This is a genomic window from Streptomyces sp. NPDC058145, from assembly GCF_042884245.1.
Taxonomy (GTDB): Bacteria; Actinomycetota; Actinomycetes; order Streptomycetales; family Streptomycetaceae; genus Streptomyces.
This window is the reverse complement of the sequence record NZ_JBHVUH010000002.1, coordinates 319476-345125: the sequence shown is the minus strand read 5'-3', so window position 1 is coordinate 345125 and position 25650 is coordinate 319476. Positions and strand designations below refer to the sequence as shown.

Genomic DNA, 25650 nt, shown 5'->3' with positions numbered 1-25650 from the left:
CCGTTCCTTTCGAAGGGCGTACGCACCCCGCGTACCGCTGAATTCGGTATGGGTTACTGACGGTCGGTCAGAAGGTCTGCAGCTCCGGCCAGACGACGGTGCCCGCGCCCCAGGCCAGCCCGCCGCCGAACGCGGTGAGCAGGACCCGGTGGCCCGCGGCGAGCCGGCCCTCGGCGGTGGCCTCGGCCAGCAGCAGCGGAATCGAGGCGGCACCGGTGTTGCCGACCCGGTCGATGTTGCTCAACTGCTTGTCCTCGGGCAGCCCGAGGCGTTTGGCGACCGCTTCCAGGATCCGGGCGTTGGCCTGGTGCGCGGCGAACCGGTCGACGTCCTCCAGCCGCCATCCGGCGCGTTCGGCGGCCTCGGTGGAGACGGACGTCATCCGCTCCACCGCGTGCCGGTAGGTCTCCCGGCCGAGCATCCGGAAGTACCGGTCCGCCGGGTCGACCGGCCGGTCGGAGGAGCGCTGCCGTGAGCCGCCGGCCGGCACCTCGATCAGATGGCTCAGCTCGCCGTCGCTGCCGAGCACCAGCGGGCCGATCGCCCCGGGCTCGTTCGCCGAGCCGGCCCGCAGCACCACCGCGCCCGCGCCGTCGGCGAAGATCACCGCGGTGGTGCGGTCCTCGGGGTTGATGATCGTGGTGAAGGCGTCCGCGGCGATCAGCAGCACGCTGTCCGCCACCCCGGCCGCGATGAGCCCGGCGGCCGAGGCCAGCCCGTACAGGAAGCCCGAGCAGACGGCCGCCACGTCGAAGGCGGGCACCTGCCCGAGCCCCAGCCGGGCCGCCACCTGCGGTGCGGTCGCCGGGCAGGGCTGGTCGGGGGTGGTGGTGGCCAGCACCACCGCCCCGACCTGCTCGGCGCCCGCCGACTTCAGCGCCCTCAGGCCCGCCTCCACCGCCAGGTCGCCGGTGGAGGTGCCCGGGGTGATGAAGCACCGCTCGACGATCCCGGTACGGGAGCGGATCCACGCGTCCGAGGTGTCGAGCCGCTCCGACAGGTCGTCGTTGGTCACCACGTTGGGCGGGACGTACGAGCCGATCCCCGTGATGACCGCGGCCCGCCCGGTGCTCATGCGCCGGCCTCCGAGGCTGACGTCGCCTGCTGGGACGCCAGGACCTCGACGGGCAGGCCCATGTACTTCATGCGGACCTCGGCCATCTCGTCGGTCCACCGCTCGGCCATGTCGTAGCGCTGCTCGGCGGTGGTGTCGAGCAGCCGCACGCCCGGCCAGACCTCGTAGTCGCCGATCTTGTCGGCGTGCTCGAACATGCCCTGCTGGAACAGCTCCTCGCGGTGGATGACGAACTCCCGGTCCGGGATCTCGTCCCACAGCTTCACGCCCGAGCGCAGGATCTCCAGCAGCCGCGGCTTGTACTCCGGGTGCGCGACCACGTGGTCGCGCAGGATGGTGCTGGCCACGGTGAGGTGGCGGATCTCGTCGATCGCGGTGCCCCGCGAGATCTCGCCGGTCGCCGGGGACAGCGGGGTCCACTTGCGCTCGCTCAGCTCGGCGGCCGGGGCGAGCACACCCTCGATGATGATGGCGAACACCGCGACGCCGCCCGGGAAGTCGGCCTGGTCGCGCACGATGTCCAGGGTGAAGTCCACCACCGGGTCCAGGACCCGCTTGCGGTAGTCCCGGGCCATCTCCTCGATGTCCTTCAGCAGGGTGCCCGCCGGGATGCCCAGCTCCACCAGGTGCTGCCGGAAGACCCGGGCGTGCCGGGCCTCGTCGATGAGCTGGGTGGCGTAGAACTCCATCTCGGGGATGCCGGGCGCGATCGACACGTAGTGGCCGAGCAGCCGGGTGGCCAGCTCCTCCGCCAGCGCGCGGAAGCCGAACTCCAGCACCAGTGCCTCGCGCAGCGGGCCGGGCGCCTTCAGGAAGTCGGGCGTGATCGCGTTCTCGTGGTGGCCGGTGGCCCCGCGGTCGCGCAGGGTTCCCTGGGCCACCGAGGTGATCCAGTAGGCGAGGTCGCACTCCTCGGGGCCGAGGGTGAGTTCCTTCGCGCCGTCGAGCAGACCGGGCGCCTTGTCCCAGTCCGCCTCGGGGGCAATGGGTGCGGTCATGATGCGGCGGCCTCCTTCGCCGGACGCAGGGAGCCGGCGAACAGCCCGCCGGCGTAACTGAACAGCGGCAGACCCGGGTCGGCCGTGGCGCGTACGACATGGCCGAGCAGCAGTTCGCTGTCGCCCGTCGCGTGCGCGGAGTGGAAACGGCAGACGTAGTGGGCGAGCGCGCCCGCGATCAGCGGGGCGTGCGCGTACCGGTCCGCCGTCCAGGCCAGGCCCGCGAAGGCCGCGTCGCCGTCCGGACGGCCGCTGTCGGCGAACCGCCGGGCCACGTCGGCCTGGTCGCCGCCGAGCACGTTGATCGCGAACCGGCCCTCGGCGGCGGCCAGCCGGGCGAACGACGAGCCCGACCGCAGCACCACGCCGACCAGCAGCGGCGAGCGCGAGACGAGGGTGACCGTGCTGGCGGTCGTGCCGTGCATCCGGTCCTCGGGGCCGGTGGTCAGCACCGACACCGGGGACGCCAGGTGGTACAGCGCCCGGCGGCGCTCGGCCGGGTCCTGGCGGACCGGCCGGGCGGCGCGCACATCGGTCGCGGTGGTCATCCCACGGCCTCCGTCTCCCGGACGACCGGCCGCGCCGGGACGTGACCGACCGGCTCCGGGTCCATGGCGTGCCCGACCGGCTTGGGGTGGGGCAGGCCCAGGTCGTCCAGCAGCCGCAGGTAGCCCTGCTGGCGCACCGGCTCGAAGGGCAGCGCGAAGGACTTCATGAAGTTGCCGAACAGGCCGCGGTCGCCGAACAGGTGGAACGGCAGTACCAGCAGCGCCCACTCCGGCTTGACCAGCCAGCACCACAGTGCGGCCACCGCGCCCTGCGTGATGAGGCTGTGCATGACGTTGTAGAGGACGTAGTAGGCCTTGTGGATCGGCCGGCCCCCGCTCTTGCGGAACGCGATGGCACCGGGGATGTAGCCGATCAGGTCGATGTAGAGGAACAGTCCGATCGCCGGCAGCCAGCGGATGTCGCCGAAGTGGTAGACGATCAGTCCGGTGGTGACGGCGAGGCCCACCAGGTACTCGGCGCGGTGCAGCGAGTACGTGCGCGGTGTCTCGAAGGGGTTCGCCTGGTCCATGGTCAGCTCCTCGTGGGGGTGCTAGGCGCCGACCGCGGCGGCTTCGGTGAGTTCGATGCCGCCCTGGATGCGCACACCCGGGAACAGGCCGGTCAGCGCCCAGGCGACGGTCTCCTTGATGACCCGCTCGGCGATCGGGTCGAGGATGCCCTCCAGGCTGGGGATGCCGAAGTCGAAGTCGGCGTCGAAGCGGACGGCGACGTCGTCCCCGGACTGCTGGACGGACCAGGTCCCGGAGAAGGAGTCGAAGTCGCCGTCGGACTGCTCGAAGCGGATCTCGCCGCTCTCCGGCAGCACCGTGTCGTCCTCGGTCCAGCGCAGCAGGCCGCTGCGGAAGTGCAGCTCCCAGCTGGAGGAGGCCTTGGGGTCGGGGTAGGAGGCGTGCACGGTGGTCGCGTTGACGTGGGGCGCCAGGTCAGGGAAACGCTCCCAGCGCCGTACGGCGTGCAGGACCGTTTCGGCCTGCTCCGCGGGTATCAGGGCATCGAGTTCGACGTGCCGCACGATCAGTTACCGCCTTCCGGCATTTTGGCCGCGCCCTTGATCAGGTCGCGAGTGGCCAGGTCGAAGGAGTTGACGAGGAAGTCCACGTCGGTGTCGTCCAGCACGGCGGGCGGGGTGAACCGCACCACCGAGCTGCCGTTCATGGAGTGGTTGGCGACCACGCCGTGGTTGAACAGTTCGATCAGCAGCTCGCCGGCCAGTCCGGCCTCGACGAGCTCCACGCCGATGAGCAGGCCCCGGCCGCGCACCTCGACGACCAGCTCGGGGATGTTGCGCTGGGCGACCTCGGTGATCCGCGGCAGCAGTCGGGCGCCGAGGTCCATGGCACGGGTGACCAGGCGCTCCTCCTTGACGGCGCGGATCGCGCCCTGCACCGCCGCCATCAGCACCGGCTGCCCGGAGAAGGTGGCGGTGTGGACGTAGGGGTCCTTGTCGAAGGGGCGGAACGCCTTGCGGGTGGCGACGGCCGCCGACACCGGCATCACCCCGCCGCCGAGCGCCTTGCCGGTGAGCAGGACGTCCGGGACGACGCCCTCGATGTCGGCGCCCCACCACTCGCCGAGCCGCCCGAAGCCGGACTGGACCTCGTCGAGGATCAGGAAGCCCTCGTACTCCCGGACCAGTTCCTCGACCCGCTTGAGGTAGCCCTTCGGCGGGATGATGACACCGCCCTCGCCCTGCACCGGCTCGAGGATCACGCAGACCTCACCGGGGTGGGCCCTCAGCTCCTCCTCCAGGGCGTCGGCGTCGCCGAACGGCAGGTGCTGGAAGTCGGGGACGAGCGGGCGGAACGGCGCCTGGTAGACCTCCTTGGCGGTCGCCGAGAGGGCGCCGAGGGTCTTGCCGTGGTAGCCGCCGCGCATCGAGATCGTCCGCTTGAACCCGTTCGCGCGGGCCAGCTTCAGGCCCGTCTCCACCGCCTCGGCGCCGGACAGCGCGAAGTGCACGCGGTCGAGACCGGGCGGCATCACGGAGACCAGGGACTCGGCGGCGCGGGCCACCGTCGGCTCCAGCAGGATGCGGGTCGCGGTGGGGTGGGTGCGCAGCTGGCGCTCCACCTCCTCCATGACGATCGGGTGGCGGGCGCCCATGATGAACACGCCGTAGCCGCCGGCGTTCAGGAAGCGCTCGCCGTCGCTGGTGGTGAGCCAGGCGCCCTCGGACGCCGTCTCCATGTGGCTGCCGAACAGCTCGGCGAGCGTGGCCCGGCCCTTGCTGAGGTGGGCCCGGTAGAGGTTGAGGATGTCCGCCTCGTAGTCGGCGGCGGAGACCGGCGCCGGCGCCGGGGAGTCCTGGATGACGGTCACGTGTCGCTCACTCCAAGGGTGTGGGTGGGTCGGGCGGCCTTCGGCCGCGGCACTAGGCCAGTACCAGCGGGCCACCGTCGAAGTAGGTGAGCAGCGGCTCCGCGGCGGCGATGCGGGACGGCGGGTGGAAGGCCAGGGCACGCGTCGCGGCGGCGACCTGCGCGCTGGTCGAGTTGACGATGAAGTCCAGGCCGCCGAGCAGCTCCAGCGCCCGCGCCACGATGTCCGGCAGCGCGTTCTGCACGGCGTACCGGGCGATCAGCACCCGCGCCACCGACTCCTCGTCGCCGGGCTCCTGGCCGGTGCCGCGGGCCACGCCCTCCAGCAGCGCGAGGGCGGCCTCCATGTCCACGGCGAGCGCGGCCCGCTCGCCGGCGCTGCCCCGCCGCCGCTCCAGCACCTGCTCGACCAGGGCGGCGGCACCGCCCGCGTATCCGGCGGAGATCAGCATCTCGAACCAGACGAACCCGGCCGACTGCAGGTCGTCGAGGCGGGTGGGGTCGTCGGCGCCGGCCCGGACGACCATGTCCGCGGGGACGAACACGTCCTCCAGGCGCACCTCGTCGCTCTCCGCGCCGGCCAGCAGGTCGTTGCCCCAGAACGCGTGCACGGACAGCCCCGGCGCGTCGGACGGCACCAGCGCGAGCGCCAGCTCCGGCTCGGCGCCGTCCTCGCCGTGGATGGCGATGGACGCGGTGAGCAGGCTCATCGAACGGGCCAGGCTGCACGGCTTCTTCGAACCGGACAGCAGGAACCCGCCCTCCACGGGCCGCGCGGTCACGGCCGGCTTCAGGATGTTCTGCGCGGTCCGGCCCTCGGCCCAGCCGGAGGCCATCACCTGCTGGTCCGGAACGATCCGGTGCAGCAGTGCGGTCTGCGCGTCGGTGAGCCGGCCCGCCTTGACCGCCAGCGAGTACAGCATCGCGGCGGTGAAGTGGTGCATGGAGCCGGCCGCGACCAGCGACGGGGACAGCGCGCCGAGGGCGAGCTGCACCCGCAGCGCCTCCAGCGGGGCGGCGCCGTGGCCGCCGTAGCTCTCGGGTATGAGCAGGCCCACCCCGCCGTGGATGCGGAACAGGTCGATCACCGGGCTGCCGGGCTGCTCCCGCTCGGCGTACGGGATCTGCTCGAGCTCCTTGAGCAGTCCGGGATGGAACCGCTCGCACACGGTCCGGGCAGCATCGAGGGAACGCAACGGAAACCTCCGGAAGACGTCGAAAGCGAAGGCGGTCAGGCGCCGAAGACCGCGTCGTACGGGCTCACGTCGCGGGCGATGCTGACTCCCTGGATGTGGGAGGTCTTGAGCATCGGGTAGTTGGCCTCGCCGAAGGCGCCGCCGGTGCGGCCGGTGCCGCCGTGGCTCGGCAGGTACGGCAGGAAGCCGATGTGGGAGTCGTTGACCTTCAGCAGACCGCCGTTGACCACGCGGCGCACGAAGGTCTCGATGACGTGGTCCGAACGCGACCACAGGGAGTTGCGCAGCCCGTAGTCGTTGCTGTTGACGAACTGCAGGAAGGACTCCAGCAGGGCGTCGTCGTTGTCGCGTTCGGGGACCACGATCGGGATCAGCGGGAAGAACGTCTCCTCGCGGACCACGTCGTACGTCCGGGCCCGGTCCAGGCCGTCCACCCGCACCACCGTCGGCTGCAGGAAGACACCTGTCTCCGACACCGTGCCGTCGACCTCGGTGCGGTTGCCGCCGGTGACCAGCTCGGCGCCGTTGTCCAGCGCCTGGCGCAGCAGCCGGAAGAAGCGCTCGCTGCGCCGAACCGGCGACAGCAGCACGTCCTCCTCCTCGGGCAGGCCCGGCCTGATGCCCTTGACCTGCTCCTTCACCTCGGCGATCAGCGTCTCGGCGATCTCCGGGTGGACCAGGACGTAGTTGGGCACCATGCAGATCTGCCCGGAGCCGTAGAACGACTCGGTGATGGCCTCGGCCGCCCACTTCACGTCGGCGTCCTTCCAGACCACGATGCCGTCGTTGCCGGCGAGTTCGAGGATCGGCTTCTTGCCGTGCGCCACGCAGCTCTGCTCGAAGCGCAGACCCTCCTGGCTGCCGCCGATGTAGAAGATGTCGTCGATCAGCGGATCGGCGATCCAGCGGTCCATGGTCTGCTTGGGGTTGGAGCACACCGCGTTCAGCACACCGGCCGGCGCGTCGATCTCCTCCAGCAGCGGGGCGACGATGTCCCGAAGCAACCACATGGTGGACAGCGCGATCGAGCGCGGCGCCCGCACCACCACGGCGTTGCCCGCCATCAGCGCCAGCACGCACAGGGCGGCGCTCGGCAGCGGGGCGTTCTGCGGCGGGTTGAAGGCGACCACGCCGTCCGGCTGACGGTGCAGGATCAGCTTGCGGCCGTTGTACTCCTTCTCCACCCGCATCTGCTTCAGATACCAGCGCAGGGAGCCCGGGGCGTAGATCTGCAGCAGGCAGCTCAGCTCCCACCGGGCGAGCTTCACGGGGTGGGACTCGGCGACCAGCATGCGCAGGAACTCGTCCTGGTGCTTGATCAGTTCCTCGCGGAAGCGGGTGCCCAGCTGCATCCGCCGCTCCAGCGGTACGGCCGCCCAGTCGGGGGCGGCAGCGGCGGCCGCCTGGGTGGCCAGGTCGATGGCGGAGTCGTCCGCGATCGCGCAGCGCCCGACGACATAGGGGTGCTTGGCCGCCTCGGACTCCGGGTCCTGTTCCAGGGAGCGCTTCAGGCTGACGCTCGTGAAAACGTCCTCCAGCAGCGAACGCCCGCTGACGGTGTAGACCCAGCCGTCGCCGGCCACGTCCTTGCCCGCGATGTAGAGGTCGTAACTCTTCAATCCGGAAGGTGCCTCAGCACTCTCCTCCTGCTCCTGCGCGGCTTCGCGAAGCATCTTCAGCCTTTCGGATATGGCGTGTGGATTTCTTGAAGCAATGCGAGCCTGACAGCGGAATCTGACCCGGCGCTGACACGTGACTGACCGCGCCGATCCGGCCAACGCTTCGACTCCCGGCCGTCAGTGAGGCGTCAGCCGGCGCTGCTTGCATGACCGCATGCCACCTGTCGAGAGCACGATCCAGCGGTTGCGCGACCTGCCGCGCAGCGAACTCGCCGAAGAAATCGAGTCAATCGTCCTGGAGAAATTCAGGGCGGTCCTTCTCATGGACGAGTCCGAGGACCTTCCCCTCGACATCAGCTATTTCGATCTCGGCCTCACCTCGCTGCGGCTGACCGAGATACGGCAGAGCCTGGAGCTGCTCCTGGACCTGTCGATCAACGTCAACGTGCTCTTCAACGAGCCGACGGTCGCCCATCTCGTGGACCACCTGACCCAGGAAATCCAGGACGCTTGAGGAGTCGTTCCATGCCGCGTACGGAATCAGAGCAGGCGCCCGAACCGGTCGCGATCGTCGGAATCGGTCTGCGGTTCCCCGGCGGCAGCGGCTCGCCCGACGAGTTCGACGCCTTCCTGCGGGAGGGCCGCAGCGGAATCGGCCCGATCCCCCGGGACCGCTGGGACGTCGAGGCGTTCACGCCCGAGGGGCCCGACGACAAGGGCAAGATCATCGCCAGGGCCGGCGGGTTCCTTGACCGCATCGACCTGTTCGACGCCGGCTTCTTCAACATCAGTCCGAAGGAAGCCCGTTACATGGACCCCCAGCAGCGGCTGCTGCTGGAGACCGCCTGGCAGGCCCTGGAGCACGCGGGCATCGACCCGGCGCCGCTGCGCCGCGGCAACGGCGGCGTCTACATCGGCGCCAGCTCCATCGACTACGCCCTCGAGCTGGACTCCCTGCCCTACGAGGAGCTGGACGGCCATCTCGCCTCCGGCATCACCATGTTCCCGCTGTCCGGCCGGCTGTCGTACTTCCTCGGCTGGCGCGGCCCGAGCATGAGCGTCGACACCGCCTGCTCCTCCTCGCTGGTCGCCCTGCACCTGGCCGTGCAGGCGCTGCGCGCCGGCGAGAGCGACATCGCGCTGTGCGGCGGCGTCAACGCCCTGCACCACCCGCGCATCCCGGTGATGTTCTCCAACGCCCAGATGCTGTCCCCGGACGGCCACTGCAAGACCTTCGACGAGGCCGCCGACGGCTACGCGCGCGCCGAGGGCTGCGGCATCGTCGTCCTCAAGCGGCTCTCCGACGCCCAGCGCGACGGCGACCGCGTCCTCGCCCTGGTGCGCGGCACGGCCGTCGGCCAGGACGGCGACAGCGCCGGCCTGACCGTGCCCAACGGCCCCGCCCAGGAGAAGGTCATCCGCAGCGCGCTGGCCACCGCCCACCTCGGCCCGGAGGACATCTCCTACGTCGAGGCGCACGGCACCGGCACCCCGCTCGGCGACCCCATCGAGTTCGGCGCGATCGGCGACGTGTTCGTCGACTCCCACACCAAGGACCGGCCGGTGCTGGTCGGTTCGGTCAAGACCAACCTCGGTCACATGGAGCCGGCCTCCGGCATCGTCGGCGTCATCAAGACCGTGCTGCAGCTGCGCTCCGGCACGGTCTACCCGCACGTCAACCTCAACACCCCGTCGGGACGCATCCCCTGGGACCTGTACCCGCTGCGCGTGCCCACCGAGTGCGAGCCGTGGCAGGCCGAGGTGAAGCGGGCCGTCGTCAACAGCTTCGGCTTCGCCGGCACCATCGGCGCCGTCGTGCTGGAGGAGGCCCCCGAGCCGGCCGAGCGCGAGGAGCCCGGACTTCCTTACGCCGCACCGGTGTTCACCCTGTCCGCGAAGAGCGCCGGCGCCCTGCGTGAACAGGCCGCCCGCTACCGTCAGCTCCTCGAGGACGAGCCCGGACTGCCGGTCGACGCGCTGGCGTACACCGCCAACGTCGCGCGCACCCACCACCCCCACCGGGTCGCCGCCCCGGTCGCCGACCGCGCCGCGCTCACCCGGCTGCTGGACCGGGCCGCCGAGGCCGAGCACGAGGGCCCCACCGGCATCCGCAAGACCGCCTTCATGTTCACCGGCCAGGGCTCGCAGTACGCCGGCATGGGCGCCGCCCTCTACGAGGCGCTGCCCGTCTTCCGCACCCACGTCGACGAGTGCGACCGCCTCTTCGCCGGACCCCTCGGCCGCTCCGTGCGCGAGCTGCTGCTCGGCACCGCCGCCGACCCGGAGGCCATCGACCGCACCGAGTACACCCAGCCCGCGCTGTTCACCCTCGAATACGCCCTCGCCCAGCAGTGGATGGCCTGGGGGATACGCCCGAACGTGCTCATCGGGCACAGCATCGGCGAGGTCGTCGCGGCCGCCGTCGCGGGCCTGTTCACCCTGCCCGACGCCGTGAAGCTGGTCGCCGCCCGCGCCCGGCTGATGCAGGCGGTGCGCGCCGAGGGCGGCATGGCCGCCGTCGCCGCGCCCGCCGAGGAGGTCGCCCCGCTGCTGGAAGGCCGCGACGACCTGGCGCTGGCCGCGGTCAACGCCCCCGACCAGACCGTCGTCTCCGGCGCCACCGCCGCCCTCGACGAGGTCACCGGCATCCTCGCCGAGCGGGGGTTCCGGGTGGACCGGCTCACGGTCTCGCACGCCTTCCACTCGCCGCTGATGGCCGAGGTCTACGACGACTTCCGGGCCGCCCTGGACGGCATCACCTTCCACGAGCCGAAGATCAGCCTGATCTCCAACGTCACCGGGCGCCTCGCCCGCCTGCGCGAGATCGGCAACGCCGACTACTGGGTGCGGCACATCGGTGAACCCGTCCGCTTCCTCGACGGCATCCGCGCCGTCGCCAAGCGCGGCCGGCACGCCCTGATCGAGATCGGCCCGCAGGCCGCGCTCACCGCGCTCGCCCGCCGCGGCGTCACCGTCGAGGACCACGTGTGGCTGGCGAGCCTGCGCCGCCGCGACACCACCACGGCCACCACCCTGACCGCGCTCGCCGACTACTACGCCGCCGGCCTCGGCGTCTCCTGGGACGGCTACCACGCCGGGTACGCCACCCCCGTCAAGGTGGACCTGCCCACGTACGCCTTCCAGCGCAAGCGCTACTGGCTGCCCTCCGTCACCCCCCGCCGCTCCGCCGCGGGCGGCAGCGCCCGGCACCTGCTGCTCGGCACCGAGGAGCGGTTCGCCAGCGGGGTACGGGAGTTCACGGCGGAGTTCACGCCCGAGGAACTCGGCGCGCTCGCCGACCTCGCCGACGGCGGCCGCGCCACCCTGCCCGCCGGCGCCTACGTCGACCTGCTGCTCGCCGCGCAGGACGCGGTCCAGGGCCACACCCGCTCCGCGATCCGCGACCTCATGCTGCTCGCCCCGCTCGAGCTGCCCGCCGAGACCACCCTCACCCTGACCACCCGCTGGCGGCCGCGCCCCGAGGGCGGCGCCGACGTGGAGGTGTTCACCGTCGTCGGCGGCGAGGAGAACCCGCACGCCACCGCCGTGGTCGCCGCCGAACGCGAGGCACTCGTCCCGGTGTCCGAGCTGGCCGAGCTGGACGCCGCGCTCGCCCCGGCCGGGCAGCGCATCGACGACGAGGACATCTACACCGACCTCGCCTCCGTCGGCCGCCCCGCCGGCCCCCGCATGCGGCTGCTCCACCACGTCACCCGGCACGGCGAGGACGGCCTGGTCACGGGCGAGCTGACCGGGCGCGACGCCACCGCCGTCGAACACGTCCCGGCGGAGCTGCTGGAGGCCGCCGTCCAGGCGCTGGTCGTCCTCGACCCCGAGGGCCCGGTGTTCGTACCCCGCGAGATCGCCTCCGTGCGGCACTTCCGCAAGCCGCGCGGCGAGAACCTGCGGGTCCTCGCCCGGATCCGCGGCGAGCAGGACCGCCGCCTCGCCGACGTGCTGCTGCTGGAGAACGGCGACCCGGTCGCCGAACTCCTCGGCGTCCGGCTGGCCCGCCCCGAGGACCGCACCGGCCGCCGCCGCTTCCTGCACCGCCCCGAGTGGATCCGCCGGGCCCTGCCCGCCACCGAGGCCGCGCCCGCCGAACGGCACGCGGTGCTGCTCGACCCGGCCGCCGCCCGTGCCGCCGAACTCGCCGGCGAGCCCGGCCTGAAGGTCACCTGGCTCGCCGACCCCACCGAGCTCAAGGCCGTGCTCGACGACGCGACCGTCACCGACATCGTCCGCGTCTGGCGCACCCGGCCCGGCGAGATGTCCGTGGCCCGGCTGCGCGCCGAGTCCGAGGACAACTACCGTGAACTGCTCGCCCTGGTCGGCGTGCTGGACGCGGCCGGCCTGTCCCGGCCGCCGCGGCTGTGGCTGGTCACCCAGGGTGCCCAGGCGCTGCCCGGCGACCCGGCGGGCGACGGCGGCCACCTCGCCGCCGCCACCCTGTGGGGCTTCGGCCGGGTGCTGCTCACCGAGTACCCGCAGCTGCGCACCACCCTGGTCGACCTCGGCCCCGGCAGCGGCCTCACCCCGCTGCTGGAGGAGTGGCGCACCGAGCCCGCCGGCGAGTACCAGGTCGCCTACCGGTCCGGCCGCCGCTACGTGCGCCGGCTGCTCGCCGGCGACGAGGCGCTGAACTGGAGCGGCGACTTCGAACTGCGCGCCGCCGAGTCCGGCGACCTGTCCGACCTGGCCCCCGCGCCGGCCGCCGGCCGGGCACCCGCCGAGGGCGAGGTCCAGGTGCGCGTCCGCCTGGTGGGCCTGACCGCCGAGGACGCCCGCACCGCGCTGGACACCGGCCGCGCCGACCGCGAGGAGTACGAGGAGGAGGACGGCGAGGCCGCGCCGCCGCCCGTGCTCGGCCGCACCGCCCACGGGACGGTCGTCACGGCAGCGGCGGGCACCGGATTCGCGCCGGGCGACGAGGTCCTCGTCCGCCACGACGGCACCTTCCGTTCCACACTCACCCTGCCGGCGACGGCCGTCGTGCACGCCCCGGCACCCCAACCCGGCGACGGAGCGGCCCACTTCGGCATCGACGAGACCGGCGAGGCACTGCGCACCACCCTCGCCGACCCCACCGGCCCGGTCTGGGTGACCCTGCCCGAGGACCCGGCCGCCCGGCGGCGGGAACCCGCCGAGCGGCAGCCGGCCGGCCTGCGCGACGACCGCACCTACCTCGTCACCGGCGGCCTCGGCGGCCTCGGTCTCGCCACCGCCCGGAAGCTGGCCGCGCTCGGCGCCCGGCACCTGACGCTGGTCAGCCGCGGCGGCAAGCCCGCCCCCGAGGCAGCGGAGCTGCTCGCCGGCCTCGCCGAGGAGGCGGAGGTCGACATCGTCCGCGCCGACCTCGGCCGCGCCGAGGACGTCGCCCGGCTGGTGCGCCACATCGAGTCCGGGCCGCACTCCCTGGGTGGCATCGTGCACGCCGCCGGCGGCTCCTACGACGAGCGGCTGATCTCCGAACTGACCTGGGAGTCCATCGAGGGCCAGCTGGAGGCGAAGGCGTACGGCGGCTGGCTGCTCCACGAGGCCACCGAACAGACCTTCCCCGACCTGGAGTTCTTCGTCGTCTACTCCTCCGTCTCCTCGGTGCTCGGCGGCTTCGTCGCCCAGGGGCACTACGCCGCCGGCAACGCCGCCCTCGACGGCCTCGCCGACTGGCGCGCCCGCCGCGGCCTGCCCGGACTCGCCCTCAACTGGAGCTCCTGGTCCAGGGTCGGCATGTCCTCCCGTATGAACGACGTCCTCATCCAGGAGCTGGAGCGCGGCGGCGTCCACCTGTTCTCGCCGACCCGGGCGCTGAACACCCTGGTCAGCCTCTGGGACCAGCCGCGCGGCCAGCGTGTGGTGGGCGACTTCGACTGGGACCGCTACATGGCGGGCCGGGTCACCGGCGACCTGTTCTTCGACCGCCTGGCCCGCCGGGCCCCCGAGGACGACGGCGGCCTCGACGTCGCCGCGCTCGCCGCCCTGCCCCCGGGGGAACGCGCCACGGCCGTCACCGCCGTGGTCAGGGAGAAGGTCGCCGCCGTGCTGCATCTCGAGGAGGGCGACGAACTGGATCCGAACACCGAGTTCGTGTCGCTGGGCCTGGACTCACTGATGGCCCAGCAGGTCAGGTCCGGTCTGGAGCAGGCCTTCCGGCTGCCCCTGCCGGCCTCCCTCACCCACGACCACCCGACGGTACGGCAGCTCGCCGGCTTTCTCGGCGAGCGGATCGGCCCGGCACCGGCCGCGTGACGGACGACAAGGACACACGACCATGACTGACATCTCAAGTGGCATACCGAGGGAGCGCTGGACGCTCCACCACTCCGCCCGAGCCCACGCCGGCAGCCGTCCGGACCATCCGGCGATCGTCTGCGAGGGCCGCGTCACCACCTACGACAAGTTCCACCGGGACAGCAACCGCGCCGCGCACGCCCTGCGCGCCTGCGGTGTCCGGCGCGGCGACCGGATCGCCTACCTGGGCCGCGAGTCGGAGAACTACTACCTGGTGATGATCGCCTGCGCCAAGGCGGGCGCGGTCCTGGTACCGGTCAACTGGCGGCTCACGCCCAGCGAAGTGGACCACATCCTGCGCGACTCCGGCGCCGCCCTGATCTTCGTCGACGACGAGTTCTGGGACACCGTCGCCACCGTCCGCCACCAACTGCGCGGACTGCGCAAGGTGATCCGCGTCGACGGCACCGACGCCGACGGCGAACCCGCCCGCGGCGCCGGACTGCCCGCCTGGGCCGCGAACCAGCCGGACACCGACCTCACCGCGGGCACCGGCCCCGACGACGCGGTCATCCAGATCTACACCAGCGGCACCACCGGCCTGCCCAAGGGCGCCGTCCTCGCCCACCGCAGCTTCTTCACCCTGCCGCACGCCAGCCGGGAGCGCGGCGTCGACTGGATCGACTGGCTGCCCGAGGACGTCGGCCTGATCTCCCTGCCGGGCTTCGGGGTCGCGGGCATCGGCTGGTTCCTGCACACCTTCAACGCCGGCGGCACCAACGTGATCATGCCGCAGTTCGACCCGCAGGAAGCGGTACGGCTCATCCGTACCCACCGGGTGACCACCACCTTCGCCGCACCGGCCATGCTGCAGGCGATGGCGGCCGAACGCGGCGCGGGACCCGAGGCGTTCACCTCCCTGCGCAAGATCGCGTACGGCGCGGCCCCGATGTCCGGGACGCTGCTGAAGCAGTGCCTGGAGACCTTCGGCTGCGAGTTCGCGCAGATCTACGCCAGCACCGAGACCGGCAGCGTGGCGGTCTGCCTGCCGCCCGAGGCGCACCACCCCGGCAGCACCGTGCTCACCTCGGTCGGCAAACCCTGCCCCGGCAACGAGATCAAGGTGGTCGGACCCGACGGCGAGACCCTCCCGCCCGGCGCCATCGGCCAGATCTGCGTCCGCGCCCCCTCCCGGATGCTCGGCTACTGGAACCTGCCCGAGGCCACCGCGCGCACCCTGGTGGGGGAGTGGCTGCACATGGGTGACGCCGGCTACCTCGACGACGACGGCTATCTCCACCTGTGCGACCGGATCAACGACACGATCATCGTCGCCGGGCAGAACATCTACCCCGCCGAGGTCGAGAAGGCGCTCGCCGCGCACCCGGCCGTCGCCGACGCCGCCGTGGTCGGACTGCCCGACGAGCGCTGGGGCGAGAGCGTGCACGCGGTGGTCGTCCTGCGGCCCGGGACGAGGGCCACCCCGCGCGAGCTCCTGCTGTCCCTGCGCGGCCGGATCGCCGACTACAAGATCCCCGGCACCTACCACTTCGCCGAGTCCCTGCCCCGCAACCCCTCGGGCAAGATCCTGCGCCGCGCGGTACGGGAACAGCTCACGGCACCGGCCCGGGACCCGCTCGCGAGCACCGTATGACACCGACCCAGCACCCCATGCCCGAAAGGGACCTGACCATGAGCACCGAGCCCCTGCGGATCGGCATCCTCCTTCCCACCCGGGAACAGGCCATCAACGGCACCTACGCGGCCGCGCCGTTGCTGGACTTCGCCCGCCAGGCGGAAGCGCTCGGCTTCGACTCGCTGTGGGCCGGGGACTCCCTCACCGCCCGCCCCCGCCTGGACCCGCTCGTCGTCCTGTCGGCCGCCGCGGCGGCCACCCAGCGCATCACGGTCGGCACCGCGGCCCTCACCCCCGCCCTGCGCCACCCGCTGATCGGCGCCAACATGGTCTCGAGCCTTAGCCATGTCGCCGCGGACCGGCTGGTCCTCGGCCTCGGCTCGGGTTTCCCGATGCCCGAGACCGAGGAGGAGTTCGCCTCGGTCGGCGCCTCCTTCCAGGGCCGCGTGGGCCGCCTGGACGAGATCACCGCGCTGTGGCGCACCGCCTGGCGCTCCGGCGAGGACGGTGAACCCACCGAGTTCCAGGGCAGGTTCTGGCAGGCCGAGCACCTCGACCGGCTGCCCTCCCCGGCCGTCGCCGGCGGCCCCCCGCTGTGGCTGGCCGGCAGCGACACCCCGAAGGTCCTCGCCCGCGCCGCCACCCGCTACGACGGCTGGCTGCCGTTCCTGCCCGACGTCGAGGCCTACGGCCGCGCCCGCCGCCGTATCGCCGAACTCGCCGAGGAGGCCGGGCGCGGCGCCGGTGCCGTCACCCCCGCGCTGTACGCCACGGTCACCGTGAACAGCGACGAGACGGCGGCCAGGGCCGAACTGGAGCACTACATCAGCCACTACTACGGCCGCTCCCTGGACCAGATGCGGACCATCCAGGCCTACGCCTGGGGCAGCGCCGAGAAGTGCGCCGAGTGGCTCGGCGAGTACGTCCGGGCCGGCGCCCGGCACCTGGTCGTACGGATCGGATCCCTCGACCCCGAACCGCAGTTGAAGGAGATCGCCGAGGTGCTGCTGCCCGCGGTACGCGCCCTCGGCCACACCGTTGGGAGCACCCAGTCGTGACCAGTGCCATCGCCGCCGTCGGCCAGGACATGTCCCGCGCGGGGCAGTGGTTCCACCCCGCGGAACCCTCGCCCGACGCCTCGATCCGGCTGTTCATGCTGCCGCACGCGGGCAGCGGGGCCATCATCTACCGCGACTGGGAGCGGCTGCTGCCGCCCGACATCGCCCCGCAGGCGGTGACCCTGCCCGGCCGGCACAACCGCCGCGAGGAGCAGACGTACGAGGAGTTCGAACCGCTGCTCGAGGCGCTGCACGAGGCCGTGCTCGACGACCTCGACGACCGCCCGTTCGCCCTGTTCGGGCACTGCCTCGGCGCCCAGCTCGCGTTCCGGCTCACCATCCGCATGGAGGAGGAGGGCGGCCCGTCGCCCGTCCTGGTCGGCACCTCCGGCTGGTCTCCGCAGGGCTTCTTCAAGCCCACCGAGGAGCAGAGCCGGATGCCCGAGCCCGAGATGGTCCAGTGGATCAAGAAGCTGGGCTCCTTCCCGGCCGAGATCTACGACAACCCCGAGATGCTCGCCCTCGTGGTGCCGGCGCTCCGCGCCGACCTGCGCGTCGCCGCCGACCACGACGACGACGGCGCCGGGGTCAACTGCCCGCTCGCCTCCTACGGCGGCCGCTCCGACCCGCTCCAGGAGCACCCGGACGCCATGTCCCACTGGGCCGGGCGCACCCCCGCCTACCTGGGCCACAACGAGTACCCGGGCGGCCACTTCTACATCGACACCCACGCCCAGTCCGTCACCGCCCACTTCGCCCACCGGCTGCAGCGCATCGCCGCGACCCAGCCGGCCTGAGCACCCCTTTTCCATGGCAGCGGCCGACCGGGCCGGCCTCTGCCGCACGCGCTCGGAGCGAGCCGCGCCGGCGCCCCGAGAAGCGAGAGTGAGAGACACATGAGACCACCCCACGACCTGTACATCGCCGCGGCCGCGGCCTGGGTGCCCGGCGCCCGTCCGCTGGGCGAGGCCGTAGCCGCGGGCCTCGTCGACGCGGAGCACCAGAACCTCGGCTACGAGTCGATCGCCGTGGCCGAGGGCGTCTCGGGCCCCGAGATGGCGGTGCGCGCGGGGCGGCTGGCGCTCGAGCGGGCCGGGACCGACGGGCACGAGGTCGGTCTCGTCCTGCACTCCTCGTGCGGCTACCAGGGCCACGACATGTGGCCGGCGGCGTCGTACGTCGCGAACGAGACCGTGGGCCGCGCGGCGGCCGGCTTCGACGTCCAGCAGCGCTGCAACGCCGGGCTCGGCTCGCTGTGGCTGGCCGCCGGGCAGATCGCCGCCGGCTTCACCGACGCGGTGCTGCTGACCACCGGGGACCACTTCGCGCCGCCGTGGGTGGACCGCTGGAACGTGCAGCTCAACTTCGTCTTCGCCGACGGCGGCAGCGCGCTGCTGCTGTCCGGGCGGAGCGGCTTCGCCCGGGTGGTCTCGCTGTGCGTGGGCGCCGACAACTCGCTGGAGCGCTGGAACCGGGGCCTGGAGCCGTTCGGTACCACGCCCGGCCGTGAACTGCCGCTGCGGCTGCGTGAACGCGGGGTCCAGCACGCCGTCACCGCGGAGGCCGAGGGCTCCTGGGAGCGCTTCGAGGCCGGCCTGCTGGACACCACGGCACGGGCACTGGCCGACGCCGGGGTCACCACCGAGGACATCGCCCGGGCCGTCGTACCGCACATCCACCGGGGCGAGTCCCCGGAGAACTACGAGCTCCTCGGTTTCGCCGAGAAGCAGAGCACGTGGGACCTGGGCCGCCGGGTGGGCCACATGGGCGCCGGCGACCAGTTCCTCGGCCTCGAACACCTCGTCGCGCAGCGGGCCGTGGGCCCCGGCGACCTCGTCCTGCTGGTGGCCGCCGGCGAGGGCTTCAGTTTTTCCGCCGCCGTGGTCGAGATCCTCGACGTCCCCGACTGGCAGTAGCGGGTGCCGCTCCCGCGGCCCGTCCGGCCGGCGCGTCAGCGCCGTGTCAGCGGGCTGCGGGACAGTGGCCGTCCGACGCACACGGGAGACCGCCGCCGTCCGCGCGCAGGCGGGCAGGGCATGCCACCCCCCCACCCCTGAGCGAAGGATCGAGAAGACATGAAGCTGGACACAGAGCTGTACATAGCCTCCGCCGCCTCCTGGCTCCCGGACGCCCGTCCGCTGGGCGAGGCCGTAGCCGCGGGCCTCGTCGACGAGGAGCACCAGAACCTCGGCTACGAGTCCATCACGGTGGCCGAGGGCGTCTCCGGTCCCGACATGGCGGTGCGCGCGGGGCGGCTGGCGCTCGAGCGGGCCGGGACCGACGGCCACGAGGTCGGCCTGGTCCTGCACTCCACGTGCGGCTACCAGGGCCACGACATGTGGCCGACGGCGTCGTACGTCGCCAATGAGACCGTGGGCCGCGCGGCGGCCGGCTTCGACCTGCAGCAGCGCTGCAACGCCGGGCTCGCCTCGCTGACCCTGGCCGCCGGGCAGATCGCCGCCGGCTTCACCGAGGCGGTCCTGCTGACCAGCGGCGACAACTTCGCGCCGCCGTGGGTGGACCGCTGGAACGTCCAGCTCAACCTGATCTTCGCCGACGGCGGCAGCGCCCTGCTGCTGTCCGGCCGCGGCGGCTTCGCCCGGGTCGTCTCCGCCCGCGTGGGCGCCGACAACTCACTCGAGCGCTGGAACCGGGGCCTGGAGCCGTTCGGCACCATACCGGGGCGGGAGATGCCCGTACCGCTGCGCGCACGCGGCCGCCAGCACGCCGTCACCGCGGAGGCCGAGGGCTCCTGGGAGCGCATCGAGGCCGGGCTGAAGGACACCACGGCCGGCGCGCTGGCCGACGCGGGCGTCACCACCGAGGACATATCCCGCGTGGTGACCCCGCTGATACACCGTGGCGAGTACCCCGAGAACTACGACGTGCTGGGCTTCACCGAGAAGCAGAGCACCTGGGACCTGGGCCGCCGGGTGGGCCACATCGGCGCCGGCGACCAGTTCCTCGGCCTCGAACACCTGGTGAAGCAGCGGGCCGTGGGCCCGGGCGACCTCGTCCTCATGGTGGCGGCCGGGGCCGGTTTCAGCTTCTCCGCCGCCGTGGTCGAGATCCTCGACCTTCCCGACTGGCAGTAGCCGCGCGTGCCCACCGGTTCCGGTCCGCCTTGCCGGCCGGGCACACGCAGGACAAGAAAGGAACCGTCAACCATGTCCCTGCAGCAAGCGCGGACAGCCGGCGCCGAGACCAGGGAGCGGGCGCCGGCCGGCCCGCACTGGGCGACGCTGCCGCTCATCCTGGTCGGTACGTTCGTGATCACGCTCGACGTGTTCATCGTGAACGTCGCCATCCCCGAGACCCAGCGCGACCTCCACGCGAGCGCCTCCGCCGTGGAGTTCGTGGTCGCCGGATACGCCCTCGCCTACGCCGCCGGCCTCATCACCGGCGGCCGGCTCGGCGACCTGTACGGCCGGCGGCGGATGTTCCTGCTCGGCGTCGCGCTGTTCACCCTCTCCTCCGCCTGGGCGGGCATGGCGCCGACCGCCGGTCAGCTCGTCGTGGCCCGGATCGCGCAGGGCCTCGCCTCCGCGCTGATGGGCCCGCAGGTGCTGGCCATCATCGGCGTCACCTACGAGGGCCAGGCCCGGGTCAAAGCCTTCAACGCGTTCGGTCTGACCATGGGCCTCGCGGGCGTCTTCGGACAGCTCATCGGCGGCCTGCTGATCCACGCCGACATCGCCGGTCTCGGCTGGCGGACCTGCTTCCTGGTCAACGTGCCGGTCGGCATCGCCGCGCTGCTGCTCGGACCGCGGCTCATCCCCGAGTCCCGCGCCGAGGGCCGGGCCCGCCTCGACCCGCTCGGCATGGTGCTGGTCTCGGCCGGCCTGGTCGCGGTGGTCCTGCCGCTCGCCGAGGGCCAGCAGAAGGGCTGGCCGCTGTGGACGTGGCTGTGCCTGGCCGCGTCGCCCGTGCTGCTCCTGCTCTTCGCGGTGTACCAGCGGCGCCTGGCGAACTCCGGCGGCAGCCCGCTGGTCAACCCCGTGCTGTTCCACAAGCGGCCGTTCACGGTCGGCGTCGTCACCGGTGTCGTGTACTACTCCGGCATGGCGTCCTTCTTCCTGGTCCTCGCCCTGTACCTGCAGGCCGGGGTGGGGCTGACCGCCCTGGAGTCGGGCCTGGTCTTCCTGCCGCTCGGCGTCGGCTTCCTGGCCACCTCGCTGCTGGCCCGCAAGGTGGCGGCGCTGCTCGGCCGTCAGGTCCTCGCGGTCGGCGCCCTGGTGCTGCTGGCCGGGCTCGGCGGGCTGTGGGCCGCGGTCGACCACATCGGCACCGAGGGCGCCGTGGGCTGGCTGGTGCCCGGACTGCTGGTGGGCGGCTCGGGCATGGCGATGGTGATGGCCCCGCTGGCCTCCATCGCCCTCGCCGGCACCGACCTGCGCTACGCCGGAGCCGCCTCGGGCGTACTCTCGACGGCCGCGCAGGTCGGCGGCGCGGTGGGGGTGGCCGCGGTCGGCGTGGTCTTCTACCACGTCCTCGGACAGGGCACCGGCCCCGGTGCCTACGCAGACGCCTTCAAGGCCAGCGTCTACCTGCTGGCGCCGCTCGCGCTCGCCGTGGCCGCGCTGGTCCAGCTCATCCCCCGTCCCAAGCCGGCCCCCGCCTCCTGAGCGTGGCGGGGCCCCGCCCGGGGCCATGAGAGAGGGCGAGCACGCAGCGGCGTGCTCGCCCTCTTCCGTGCGAGGCGGTCAGGAGATGGCGTGGCTCAGCCAGAAGTCCAGCAGCTCGCGGTCGCCCGACACCGTCACGCGCGGGCTCTCCGGCCGCAGCCGCCCCTTGACCACGAGCAGCAGGTCCGAGGGCGAGGCGACCACGGTGGCGTCGGCCGGGGTGCCGTCCGGGGCGTTCCGGGTGACCCGCACACCGTCCGGGGCGCAGGTGACCAGCCAGCTCGAGACCCGGCCCGGCGCGCCCCCGGCCGACCGGAAGCTCAGCGTCTCACCGCCGCGCGGCACCTCGGCGAACAGGGGGGAGTGGAAGGGCCTGGCCTCGGGCACCCCGAAGGCGGCCACGCAGAAGTCCACGCAGTCCAGGGCGACATCCATGGCCAACTCGAAGGGCCGGCCGGCCAGCAGGTCCGCGTCAGCCCGGTGCACGGTCGTCTCGTACATCGCCCAGCGCGGCCAGAACTCCTTGTTCTGCTTGCCGTGCGGTGCCCAGACGGGGACCTCGGGACCGATCCCGCCGATCGCCTCGACCAGCCGGTCCGCGCCCTCGGTGACGAACCGCGCCCGCAGTCCGGGGTCCAGCAGCCGGCTGTCCTCCGCGGTCTCCCGCGCCCCGAGCCCGGCCACCCGCTCGGTCCAGCTCGTGTCGTCGTCGGCGCCGCCGGCGGGGTCACCGCCCGGCAGGACGAACTCGGTGCTCCGGGTGGCCAGGATGGTCGTCGCCCATTCGTGGCCCTGGCGTAAGTGCCGCACCAGGTCGCCCAGTGTCCATCCGGGGCAGGTCGGAACCGGCTCCGTCAGCGGAAGGTCCCGGGCGGCGTCCGCGAAGCGGGCCGCCTCCCGGCGGAGTTCGGAGGTACAGCGGTCCATGGGCAGCGGAACGTACGCCTGTGCGGTCATGAGGTCTCACTCCGGTCGATGGAATGTGCACGGATCGGTGCCCCGACGATCCTCCGGCCGCCGGGGCACCCCGCCATTCGAACCGGGCCGCCTGACACTTCGCTGATCATTCCGGGCGACCCGCTTTGCGGTGTCAGGCGCGTGTCAGAGGCGGGTCAGCGGCACTTGGCAGAGTCGTCCCTGTCGCACGCTCCTCCTCGCCCGAGCCGGGGCCGCATCCGTGGCCCGCGTCCGCCCGTGGCGGGGACACCCCCCATCGTTGCCGTGCCGGTCCGCCGGCGCGTCCGACGTGAGGAGAACGCTCGTCATGGCAGACACCGCAGCCCCGGGGCCGACCCGGGCCCTGATCGTGGCAAACCCGGCCTCCGGCAGTCACAGCCCCGAACTGGTCCGCCAGGTCGCGGAGCTGTGCGAGTCCTGCCTGGACCGCGCCGAGGTCCACCTGACCAGCGCGCCGGGCGACGCGACCGGCGCGGTGCGCCGGGCGCTGGAGCGCAAGGACGCCGCACCCGACCTGGTCGTCGCCATCGGCGGTGACGGCACGGTCCGGGAGGTCGTCCAGGGGCTCGTCCCCGCGGCCGGCCGGGCGACCCTGGCCGTCGTGCCCGGCGGCACCGGGAACTCCGGCTACAAGATGCTGTGGGGCGACCGCCCCTGGACCGAGTCGCTGAAGGCGGTCCTGACCGACTCCGGCATCGGCGGCAGCGCCCGCCTGCGCCGGCTCGACCTGGCCCGCCTCGCCGAGACCCGCAACTACGTCTACCTGGGCGCCTGTTCGGGCGTGATCGCCGACGCGCTGATCACCGCCCGGGAGCTGCCGCTGACCGGGCGCGAGCGCTACGCCCGCGCCTTCGCCGACACGGCCGCCGGCTACGCGCCCTATCCGGGCCGGGTCACCGTCGACGGCCGGGTGGTGCACGAGGGCCCCACGGTCCTCGCCAACGTCGGCGGCGGTCCCTACCGCGGCGGCCGGTTCAAGGTGCTGCCCGACTCGCTGCTCGACGACGGACTGCTCGACGTCTGTGTCATCGGCGGCGGGGTCCCCGCGGCCGACGTGCCCGGACTGACGCTGGAGGCGGCGCACATGGACCACCCGGCGACCGTGTACGCGCGCGGCCGCCGGATCACCGTCGAGCGCACCGACGGCCACCGGCTGCCGCTGGAGCACGACGGCGAGTACCAGCACGGCATCGGCGACTCGGCCACCTTCGAGGTGCTCCCCGGAGCCCTCCCGGTCTGGGCGCCGGCCACCCCCTGAAGCCCGTACCAAGCCACCTGCCGGAATCACAAGTAAGCAAGACACAGAGGAGAACGCCCGCATGAGCGACCTGACCACCACCGTCTCCCGCTACCTCGACATCTGGAACGAGGCGGACGCCGACAAGCGCGCCGCGGCCATCGCCGAGCTGTTCACCGCCGACGCTCCGTACATCGACCCGCTCGCCGCGGTCGAGGGCCCCGAGGGCTTCGGGGCCGTGGTGGCCGGCGCCCGCGACCAGTTCAAGGGGCTCACCTTCGAACTGCACGGCACCGTCGACGCCCACCACAACCAGGCCCGCTTCCAGTGGGGCCTGGTGACCGAGCCGGGCGCCGAGCCGATCGCCATCGGCTTCGACGTCCTCGTCACCAACGAGCAGGGCAAGATCCAGGGCGTCTACGGCTTCCTGGACAAGGTCCCGGCCGCCTGAGCACGCACCCAGCGCGGGAGCACCGGGACCGCCGGTGCTCCCGCGTTCGTGCGCACACCGCCGACGCACGCACGGCAAGGAAGGTAGCCGCCTCATGACCGCTGTCCTCGGGGAGAGCGTGGCCCAGGCCCTGTGCGCCGACTGGGCCGAGCAGGCACACACCCTGCCCCGGGCCGCCCCCGGCCGCGCACCGGCCGACACCCCCTTGCGGGAACTCTCGCACTGGGCCGCCGGCCTGCGCCCGCAGCACATCCCGTGCCGGGTGCTGAAGCTCGCCGCGAGCCAGGTGCTGTCGCAGATCGCCTCCATCCGGGCCGGTCTCCAGCACCCCCTCGGCAGAAAGCTGGTGGCCGCCTTCGGGCACCCCATGCAGCGAGACCCCCGGCAGGCCGCCGGTGTGTTCGCCGCGCTCGGCTCCTGGCTCAACCTGGACGACACCGCCTACGCCGGGCACCTGTCGAACTCCACGGTCGCGGTCCCCCTCGCCTTCGCCTACGCCCGCGGGCTCGACGGGCTCTCGCTGCTCACCGCGGTGGTCGCGGCCAACGAGTGCGCGGCCCGCATCACCGCCTCCGCGACCCTCGGCCCGCTGCGCGGCCAGAGCGCCGTCCACACCCATCTGGCCGGCGCGGTGGCGGGGCGGCTGCACAGCGACCGGGCCTCCGCGAGCCTCTTCGAGAACGCCTTCGGGCTGGCCTTCGCCATGCCCAACTGGCCGCTGATGCGCGCCTTCCTGGCCAGCGACGCCCGTCTGTTCAACACCTTCACCCCGGTGCGCACCGCGATGGACGCCTGCGACGCTGCGTACGCCGGGCTGCGCGGGGCGCCGGACATCCTGGAGCACAGCGACGGCTTCCTGGCCCGGTTCGCCACCGTGCCGCTGCCGCAGGCGGTGGCGAAGGGGCTGGGCCGCCGCTGGCACACCGACACCCTCTCGTTCAAGATGCATCCCGGCGGCCCCGGCATCGACGCGGCGGTGGACTGTGCCACCGAGATCCACCGCGAACTCGGCGCGCTCAGGCCCCGGGACGTGGCCGAGGTGGTCGTCGAGGCCTCGCTGTACACGCTGTTCGCGGGGGAGCGGGCCGCCCGCTACGTCACCGGCCCCGGCTCCCCGCTGGGCGCGCTGGTCCTGGACGTGCCCTACCCGGTGGCCACCACCCTGCTCACCGGCGAGTTCTCGGTGGACGACTTCTCCTCGCCCGCCGTGGACGACCTCGACCGCTGGGCGCTCGCCAAGCGGATCCGGCTGGAGCACGACACCGAGATGACCCGTGAACTGTTCCTGTCCGACGCGCCGTTCGGCGAGGCGGTGCGCGAGGCGGGGGAGTCGGCCGTGCCCTGGCTGCGCGGCTTCGGCGGGGACGAACTGGTGGACCTGGTCGGGGCGTTGCAGGCCGACGACCGGGACTTCTCCCGGTCCACCAAGGCCACCGGCGCCCGGGTCACCGTACGGCTGACGGACGGCCGTACGGTCTCCCGCACCCGGCTGATCCCGGTCGGCGCCGCCGGTCCGGAGACCCGGGCGGACCATGCCGGACTGGTGCGGGAGAAGTTCCTGTCGGCCGGCGGCTCGCACGAGGTCGCCGACACGGTCGGCGGGCTGCACCGGATGCGCCCGCGGGCGGTACGCCGCTGGATAGAGACGGCGTTCCTGGACTAGTGCTGCGACCGGAAGG

At 72.9% G+C, this 25650-nt stretch carries 20 protein-coding genes; 11 read left to right on the top strand and 9 right to left on the bottom strand.

Annotated elements, in window-relative coordinates; translation table 11 throughout:
• Positions 1 to 67: 67 nt before the first annotated feature.
• From ACFVVO_RS05630 to ACFVVO_RS05595, 8 genes are read right to left on the bottom strand one after another with little or no spacing between them, the layout of a single operon-like run.
• Positions 68 to 1075, bottom strand: a complete 1008-nt coding sequence (locus tag ACFVVO_RS05630; protein WP_390051961.1) for a beta-ketoacyl-ACP synthase III — start codon at positions 1073 to 1075, stop codon at positions 68 to 70.
• The gene (locus ACFVVO_RS05625; protein ID WP_390051960.1) at positions 1072 to 2073 is read right to left on the bottom strand and encodes a VlmB-like protein; all 1002 of its coding nucleotides are present in this window, start codon (positions 2071 to 2073) and stop codon (positions 1072 to 1074) included. Before ACFVVO_RS05625 ends, ACFVVO_RS05630 begins: the two co-directional genes overlap by 4 nt.
• Entirely contained in the window at positions 2070 to 2621 is a 552-nt protein-coding gene (locus ACFVVO_RS05620; protein WP_390051959.1) for a flavin reductase family protein, read from the bottom strand. Before ACFVVO_RS05620 ends, ACFVVO_RS05625 begins: the two co-directional genes overlap by 4 nt.
• Positions 2618 to 3151, bottom strand: a complete 534-nt coding sequence (locus tag ACFVVO_RS05615) for a hypothetical protein (protein ID WP_390051958.1) — start codon at positions 3149 to 3151, stop codon at positions 2618 to 2620. Before ACFVVO_RS05615 ends, ACFVVO_RS05620 begins: the two co-directional genes overlap by 4 nt.
• Before the next feature lie 21 nt (positions 3152 to 3172).
• A complete protein-coding gene (locus ACFVVO_RS05610; protein ID WP_390051957.1) occupies positions 3173 to 3655 on the bottom strand; it encodes a type II toxin-antitoxin system RatA family toxin in 483 nt (160 codons plus the stop codon).
• Positions 3656 to 3657: 2 nt separating this feature from the next.
• The gene (locus tag ACFVVO_RS05605; RefSeq protein ID WP_390051956.1) at positions 3658 to 4962 is read right to left on the bottom strand and encodes an aspartate aminotransferase family protein; all 1305 of its coding nucleotides are present in this window, start codon (positions 4960 to 4962) and stop codon (positions 3658 to 3660) included.
• A gap of 52 nt (positions 4963 to 5014) precedes the next feature.
• Positions 5015 to 6157 carry an acyl-CoA dehydrogenase gene (locus ACFVVO_RS05600; protein WP_390051955.1) on the bottom strand — a complete coding sequence of 381 codons (1143 nt, stop codon included), beginning with the start codon at positions 6155 to 6157 and terminating at the stop codon, positions 5015 to 5017.
• A gap of 35 nt (positions 6158 to 6192) precedes the next feature.
• Positions 6193 to 7830, bottom strand: a complete 1638-nt coding sequence (locus tag ACFVVO_RS05595; RefSeq protein WP_390051954.1) for an aldehyde dehydrogenase family protein — start codon at positions 7828 to 7830, stop codon at positions 6193 to 6195.
• Between the two features lie 160 nt (positions 7831 to 7990).
• On the opposite strand from ACFVVO_RS05595, the gene ACFVVO_RS05590 reads away from it, so the two are divergent.
• From ACFVVO_RS05590 to ACFVVO_RS05555, 8 genes are all read left to right on the top strand, one after another.
• A complete protein-coding gene (locus tag ACFVVO_RS05590) occupies positions 7991 to 8290 on the top strand; it encodes an acyl carrier protein (RefSeq protein ID WP_390051953.1) in 300 nt (99 codons plus the stop codon).
• 11 nt (positions 8291 to 8301) lie between these two features.
• The gene (locus ACFVVO_RS05585) at positions 8302 to 14025 is read left to right on the top strand and encodes an SDR family NAD(P)-dependent oxidoreductase (protein WP_390051952.1); all 5724 of its coding nucleotides are present in this window, start codon (positions 8302 to 8304) and stop codon (positions 14023 to 14025) included.
• A 22-nt stretch (positions 14026 to 14047) separates the two neighbouring features.
• Positions 14048 to 15661: a fatty acid--CoA ligase gene (locus tag ACFVVO_RS05580; protein ID WP_390051951.1), complete on the top strand. Its 1614-nt coding sequence runs from the start codon at positions 14048 to 14050 to the stop codon at positions 15659 to 15661.
• A 38-nt stretch (positions 15662 to 15699) separates the two neighbouring features.
• Complete coding sequence (locus tag ACFVVO_RS05575; RefSeq protein WP_390051949.1) at positions 15700 to 16701, top strand: LLM class flavin-dependent oxidoreductase; 1002 nt, start codon at positions 15700 to 15702, stop codon at positions 16699 to 16701.
• A 29-nt stretch (positions 16702 to 16730) separates the two neighbouring features.
• A complete protein-coding gene (locus tag ACFVVO_RS05570; protein WP_390052350.1) occupies positions 16731 to 17498 on the top strand; it encodes a thioesterase II family protein in 768 nt (255 codons plus the stop codon).
• A gap of 99 nt (positions 17499 to 17597) precedes the next feature.
• Entirely contained in the window at positions 17598 to 18617 is a 1020-nt protein-coding gene (locus tag ACFVVO_RS05565; RefSeq protein WP_390051948.1) for a ketoacyl-ACP synthase III family protein, read from the top strand.
• Between the two features lie 159 nt (positions 18618 to 18776).
• Positions 18777 to 19796, top strand: a complete 1020-nt coding sequence (locus ACFVVO_RS05560) for a ketoacyl-ACP synthase III family protein (protein ID WP_390051947.1) — start codon at positions 18777 to 18779, stop codon at positions 19794 to 19796.
• Positions 19797 to 19868: 72 nt separating this feature from the next.
• The gene (locus ACFVVO_RS05555) at positions 19869 to 21326 is read left to right on the top strand and encodes an MFS transporter (RefSeq protein WP_390051946.1); all 1458 of its coding nucleotides are present in this window, start codon (positions 19869 to 19871) and stop codon (positions 21324 to 21326) included.
• Positions 21327 to 21404: 78 nt separating this feature from the next.
• On the opposite strand, the gene ACFVVO_RS05550 is transcribed toward ACFVVO_RS05555, so the two are convergent.
• Positions 21405 to 22283, bottom strand: a complete 879-nt coding sequence (locus ACFVVO_RS05550; protein ID WP_390051945.1) for a maleylpyruvate isomerase N-terminal domain-containing protein — start codon at positions 22281 to 22283, stop codon at positions 21405 to 21407.
• Between the two features lie 307 nt (positions 22284 to 22590).
• Between ACFVVO_RS05550 and ACFVVO_RS05545 the strand changes: the two genes are divergently transcribed.
• From ACFVVO_RS05545 to ACFVVO_RS05535, 3 genes are all read left to right on the top strand, one after another.
• The gene (locus ACFVVO_RS05545; RefSeq protein ID WP_390051943.1) at positions 22591 to 23541 is read left to right on the top strand and encodes a diacylglycerol/lipid kinase family protein; all 951 of its coding nucleotides are present in this window, start codon (positions 22591 to 22593) and stop codon (positions 23539 to 23541) included.
• A 61-nt stretch (positions 23542 to 23602) separates the two neighbouring features.
• The gene (locus ACFVVO_RS05540) at positions 23603 to 23971 is read left to right on the top strand and encodes a nuclear transport factor 2 family protein (protein WP_390051942.1); all 369 of its coding nucleotides are present in this window, start codon (positions 23603 to 23605) and stop codon (positions 23969 to 23971) included.
• Between the two features lie 94 nt (positions 23972 to 24065).
• Positions 24066 to 25634 (top strand): MmgE/PrpD family protein, encoded by a 1569-nt coding sequence (locus ACFVVO_RS05535; protein ID WP_390051940.1) that lies wholly within the window; start codon positions 24066 to 24068, stop codon positions 25632 to 25634.
• The last annotated feature ends 16 nt before the right edge of the window (positions 25635 to 25650 follow it).

Excerpts from the sequence above, each read along its gene's own strand:
- ACFVVO_RS05565 (WP_390051948.1), top strand. The coding sequence starts at position 17,598 with ATGAGACCACCCCACGACCTGTACATCGCCGCGGCCGCGGCCTGGGTG.
- ACFVVO_RS05615 (WP_390051958.1), bottom strand. The coding sequence starts at position 3,151 with ATGGACCAGGCGAACCCCTTCGAGACACCGCGCACGTACTCGCTGCAC.
- ACFVVO_RS05560 (WP_390051947.1), top strand. The coding sequence starts at position 18,777 with ATGAAGCTGGACACAGAGCTGTACATAGCCTCCGCCGCCTCCTGGCTC.
- ACFVVO_RS05630 (WP_390051961.1), bottom strand. The coding sequence starts at position 1,075 with ATGAGCACCGGGCGGGCCGCGGTCATCACGGGGATCGGCTCGTACGTC.
- ACFVVO_RS05595 (WP_390051954.1), bottom strand. The coding sequence starts at position 7,830 with ATGCTTCGCGAAGCCGCGCAGGAGCAGGAGGAGAGTGCTGAGGCACCT.
- ACFVVO_RS05575 (WP_390051949.1), top strand. The coding sequence starts at position 15,700 with ATGAGCACCGAGCCCCTGCGGATCGGCATCCTCCTTCCCACCCGGGAA.
- ACFVVO_RS05550 (WP_390051945.1), bottom strand. The coding sequence starts at position 22,283 with ATGACCGCACAGGCGTACGTTCCGCTGCCCATGGACCGCTGTACCTCC.
- ACFVVO_RS05580 (WP_390051951.1), top strand. The coding sequence starts at position 14,048 with ATGACTGACATCTCAAGTGGCATACCGAGGGAGCGCTGGACGCTCCAC.
- ACFVVO_RS05585 (WP_390051952.1), top strand. The coding sequence starts at position 8,302 with ATGCCGCGTACGGAATCAGAGCAGGCGCCCGAACCGGTCGCGATCGTC.
- ACFVVO_RS05620 (WP_390051959.1), bottom strand. The coding sequence starts at position 2,621 with ATGACCACCGCGACCGATGTGCGCGCCGCCCGGCCGGTCCGCCAGGAC.
- ACFVVO_RS05535 (WP_390051940.1), top strand. The coding sequence starts at position 24,066 with ATGACCGCTGTCCTCGGGGAGAGCGTGGCCCAGGCCCTGTGCGCCGAC.
- ACFVVO_RS05590 (WP_390051953.1), top strand. The coding sequence starts at position 7,991 with ATGCCACCTGTCGAGAGCACGATCCAGCGGTTGCGCGACCTGCCGCGC.
- ACFVVO_RS05545 (WP_390051943.1), top strand. The coding sequence starts at position 22,591 with ATGGCAGACACCGCAGCCCCGGGGCCGACCCGGGCCCTGATCGTGGCA.
- ACFVVO_RS05625 (WP_390051960.1), bottom strand. The coding sequence starts at position 2,073 with ATGACCGCACCCATTGCCCCCGAGGCGGACTGGGACAAGGCGCCCGGT.
- ACFVVO_RS05570 (WP_390052350.1), top strand. The coding sequence starts at position 16,731 with ATGTCCCGCGCGGGGCAGTGGTTCCACCCCGCGGAACCCTCGCCCGAC.
- ACFVVO_RS05555 (WP_390051946.1), top strand. The coding sequence starts at position 19,869 with ATGTCCCTGCAGCAAGCGCGGACAGCCGGCGCCGAGACCAGGGAGCGG.
- ACFVVO_RS05540 (WP_390051942.1), top strand. The coding sequence starts at position 23,603 with ATGAGCGACCTGACCACCACCGTCTCCCGCTACCTCGACATCTGGAAC.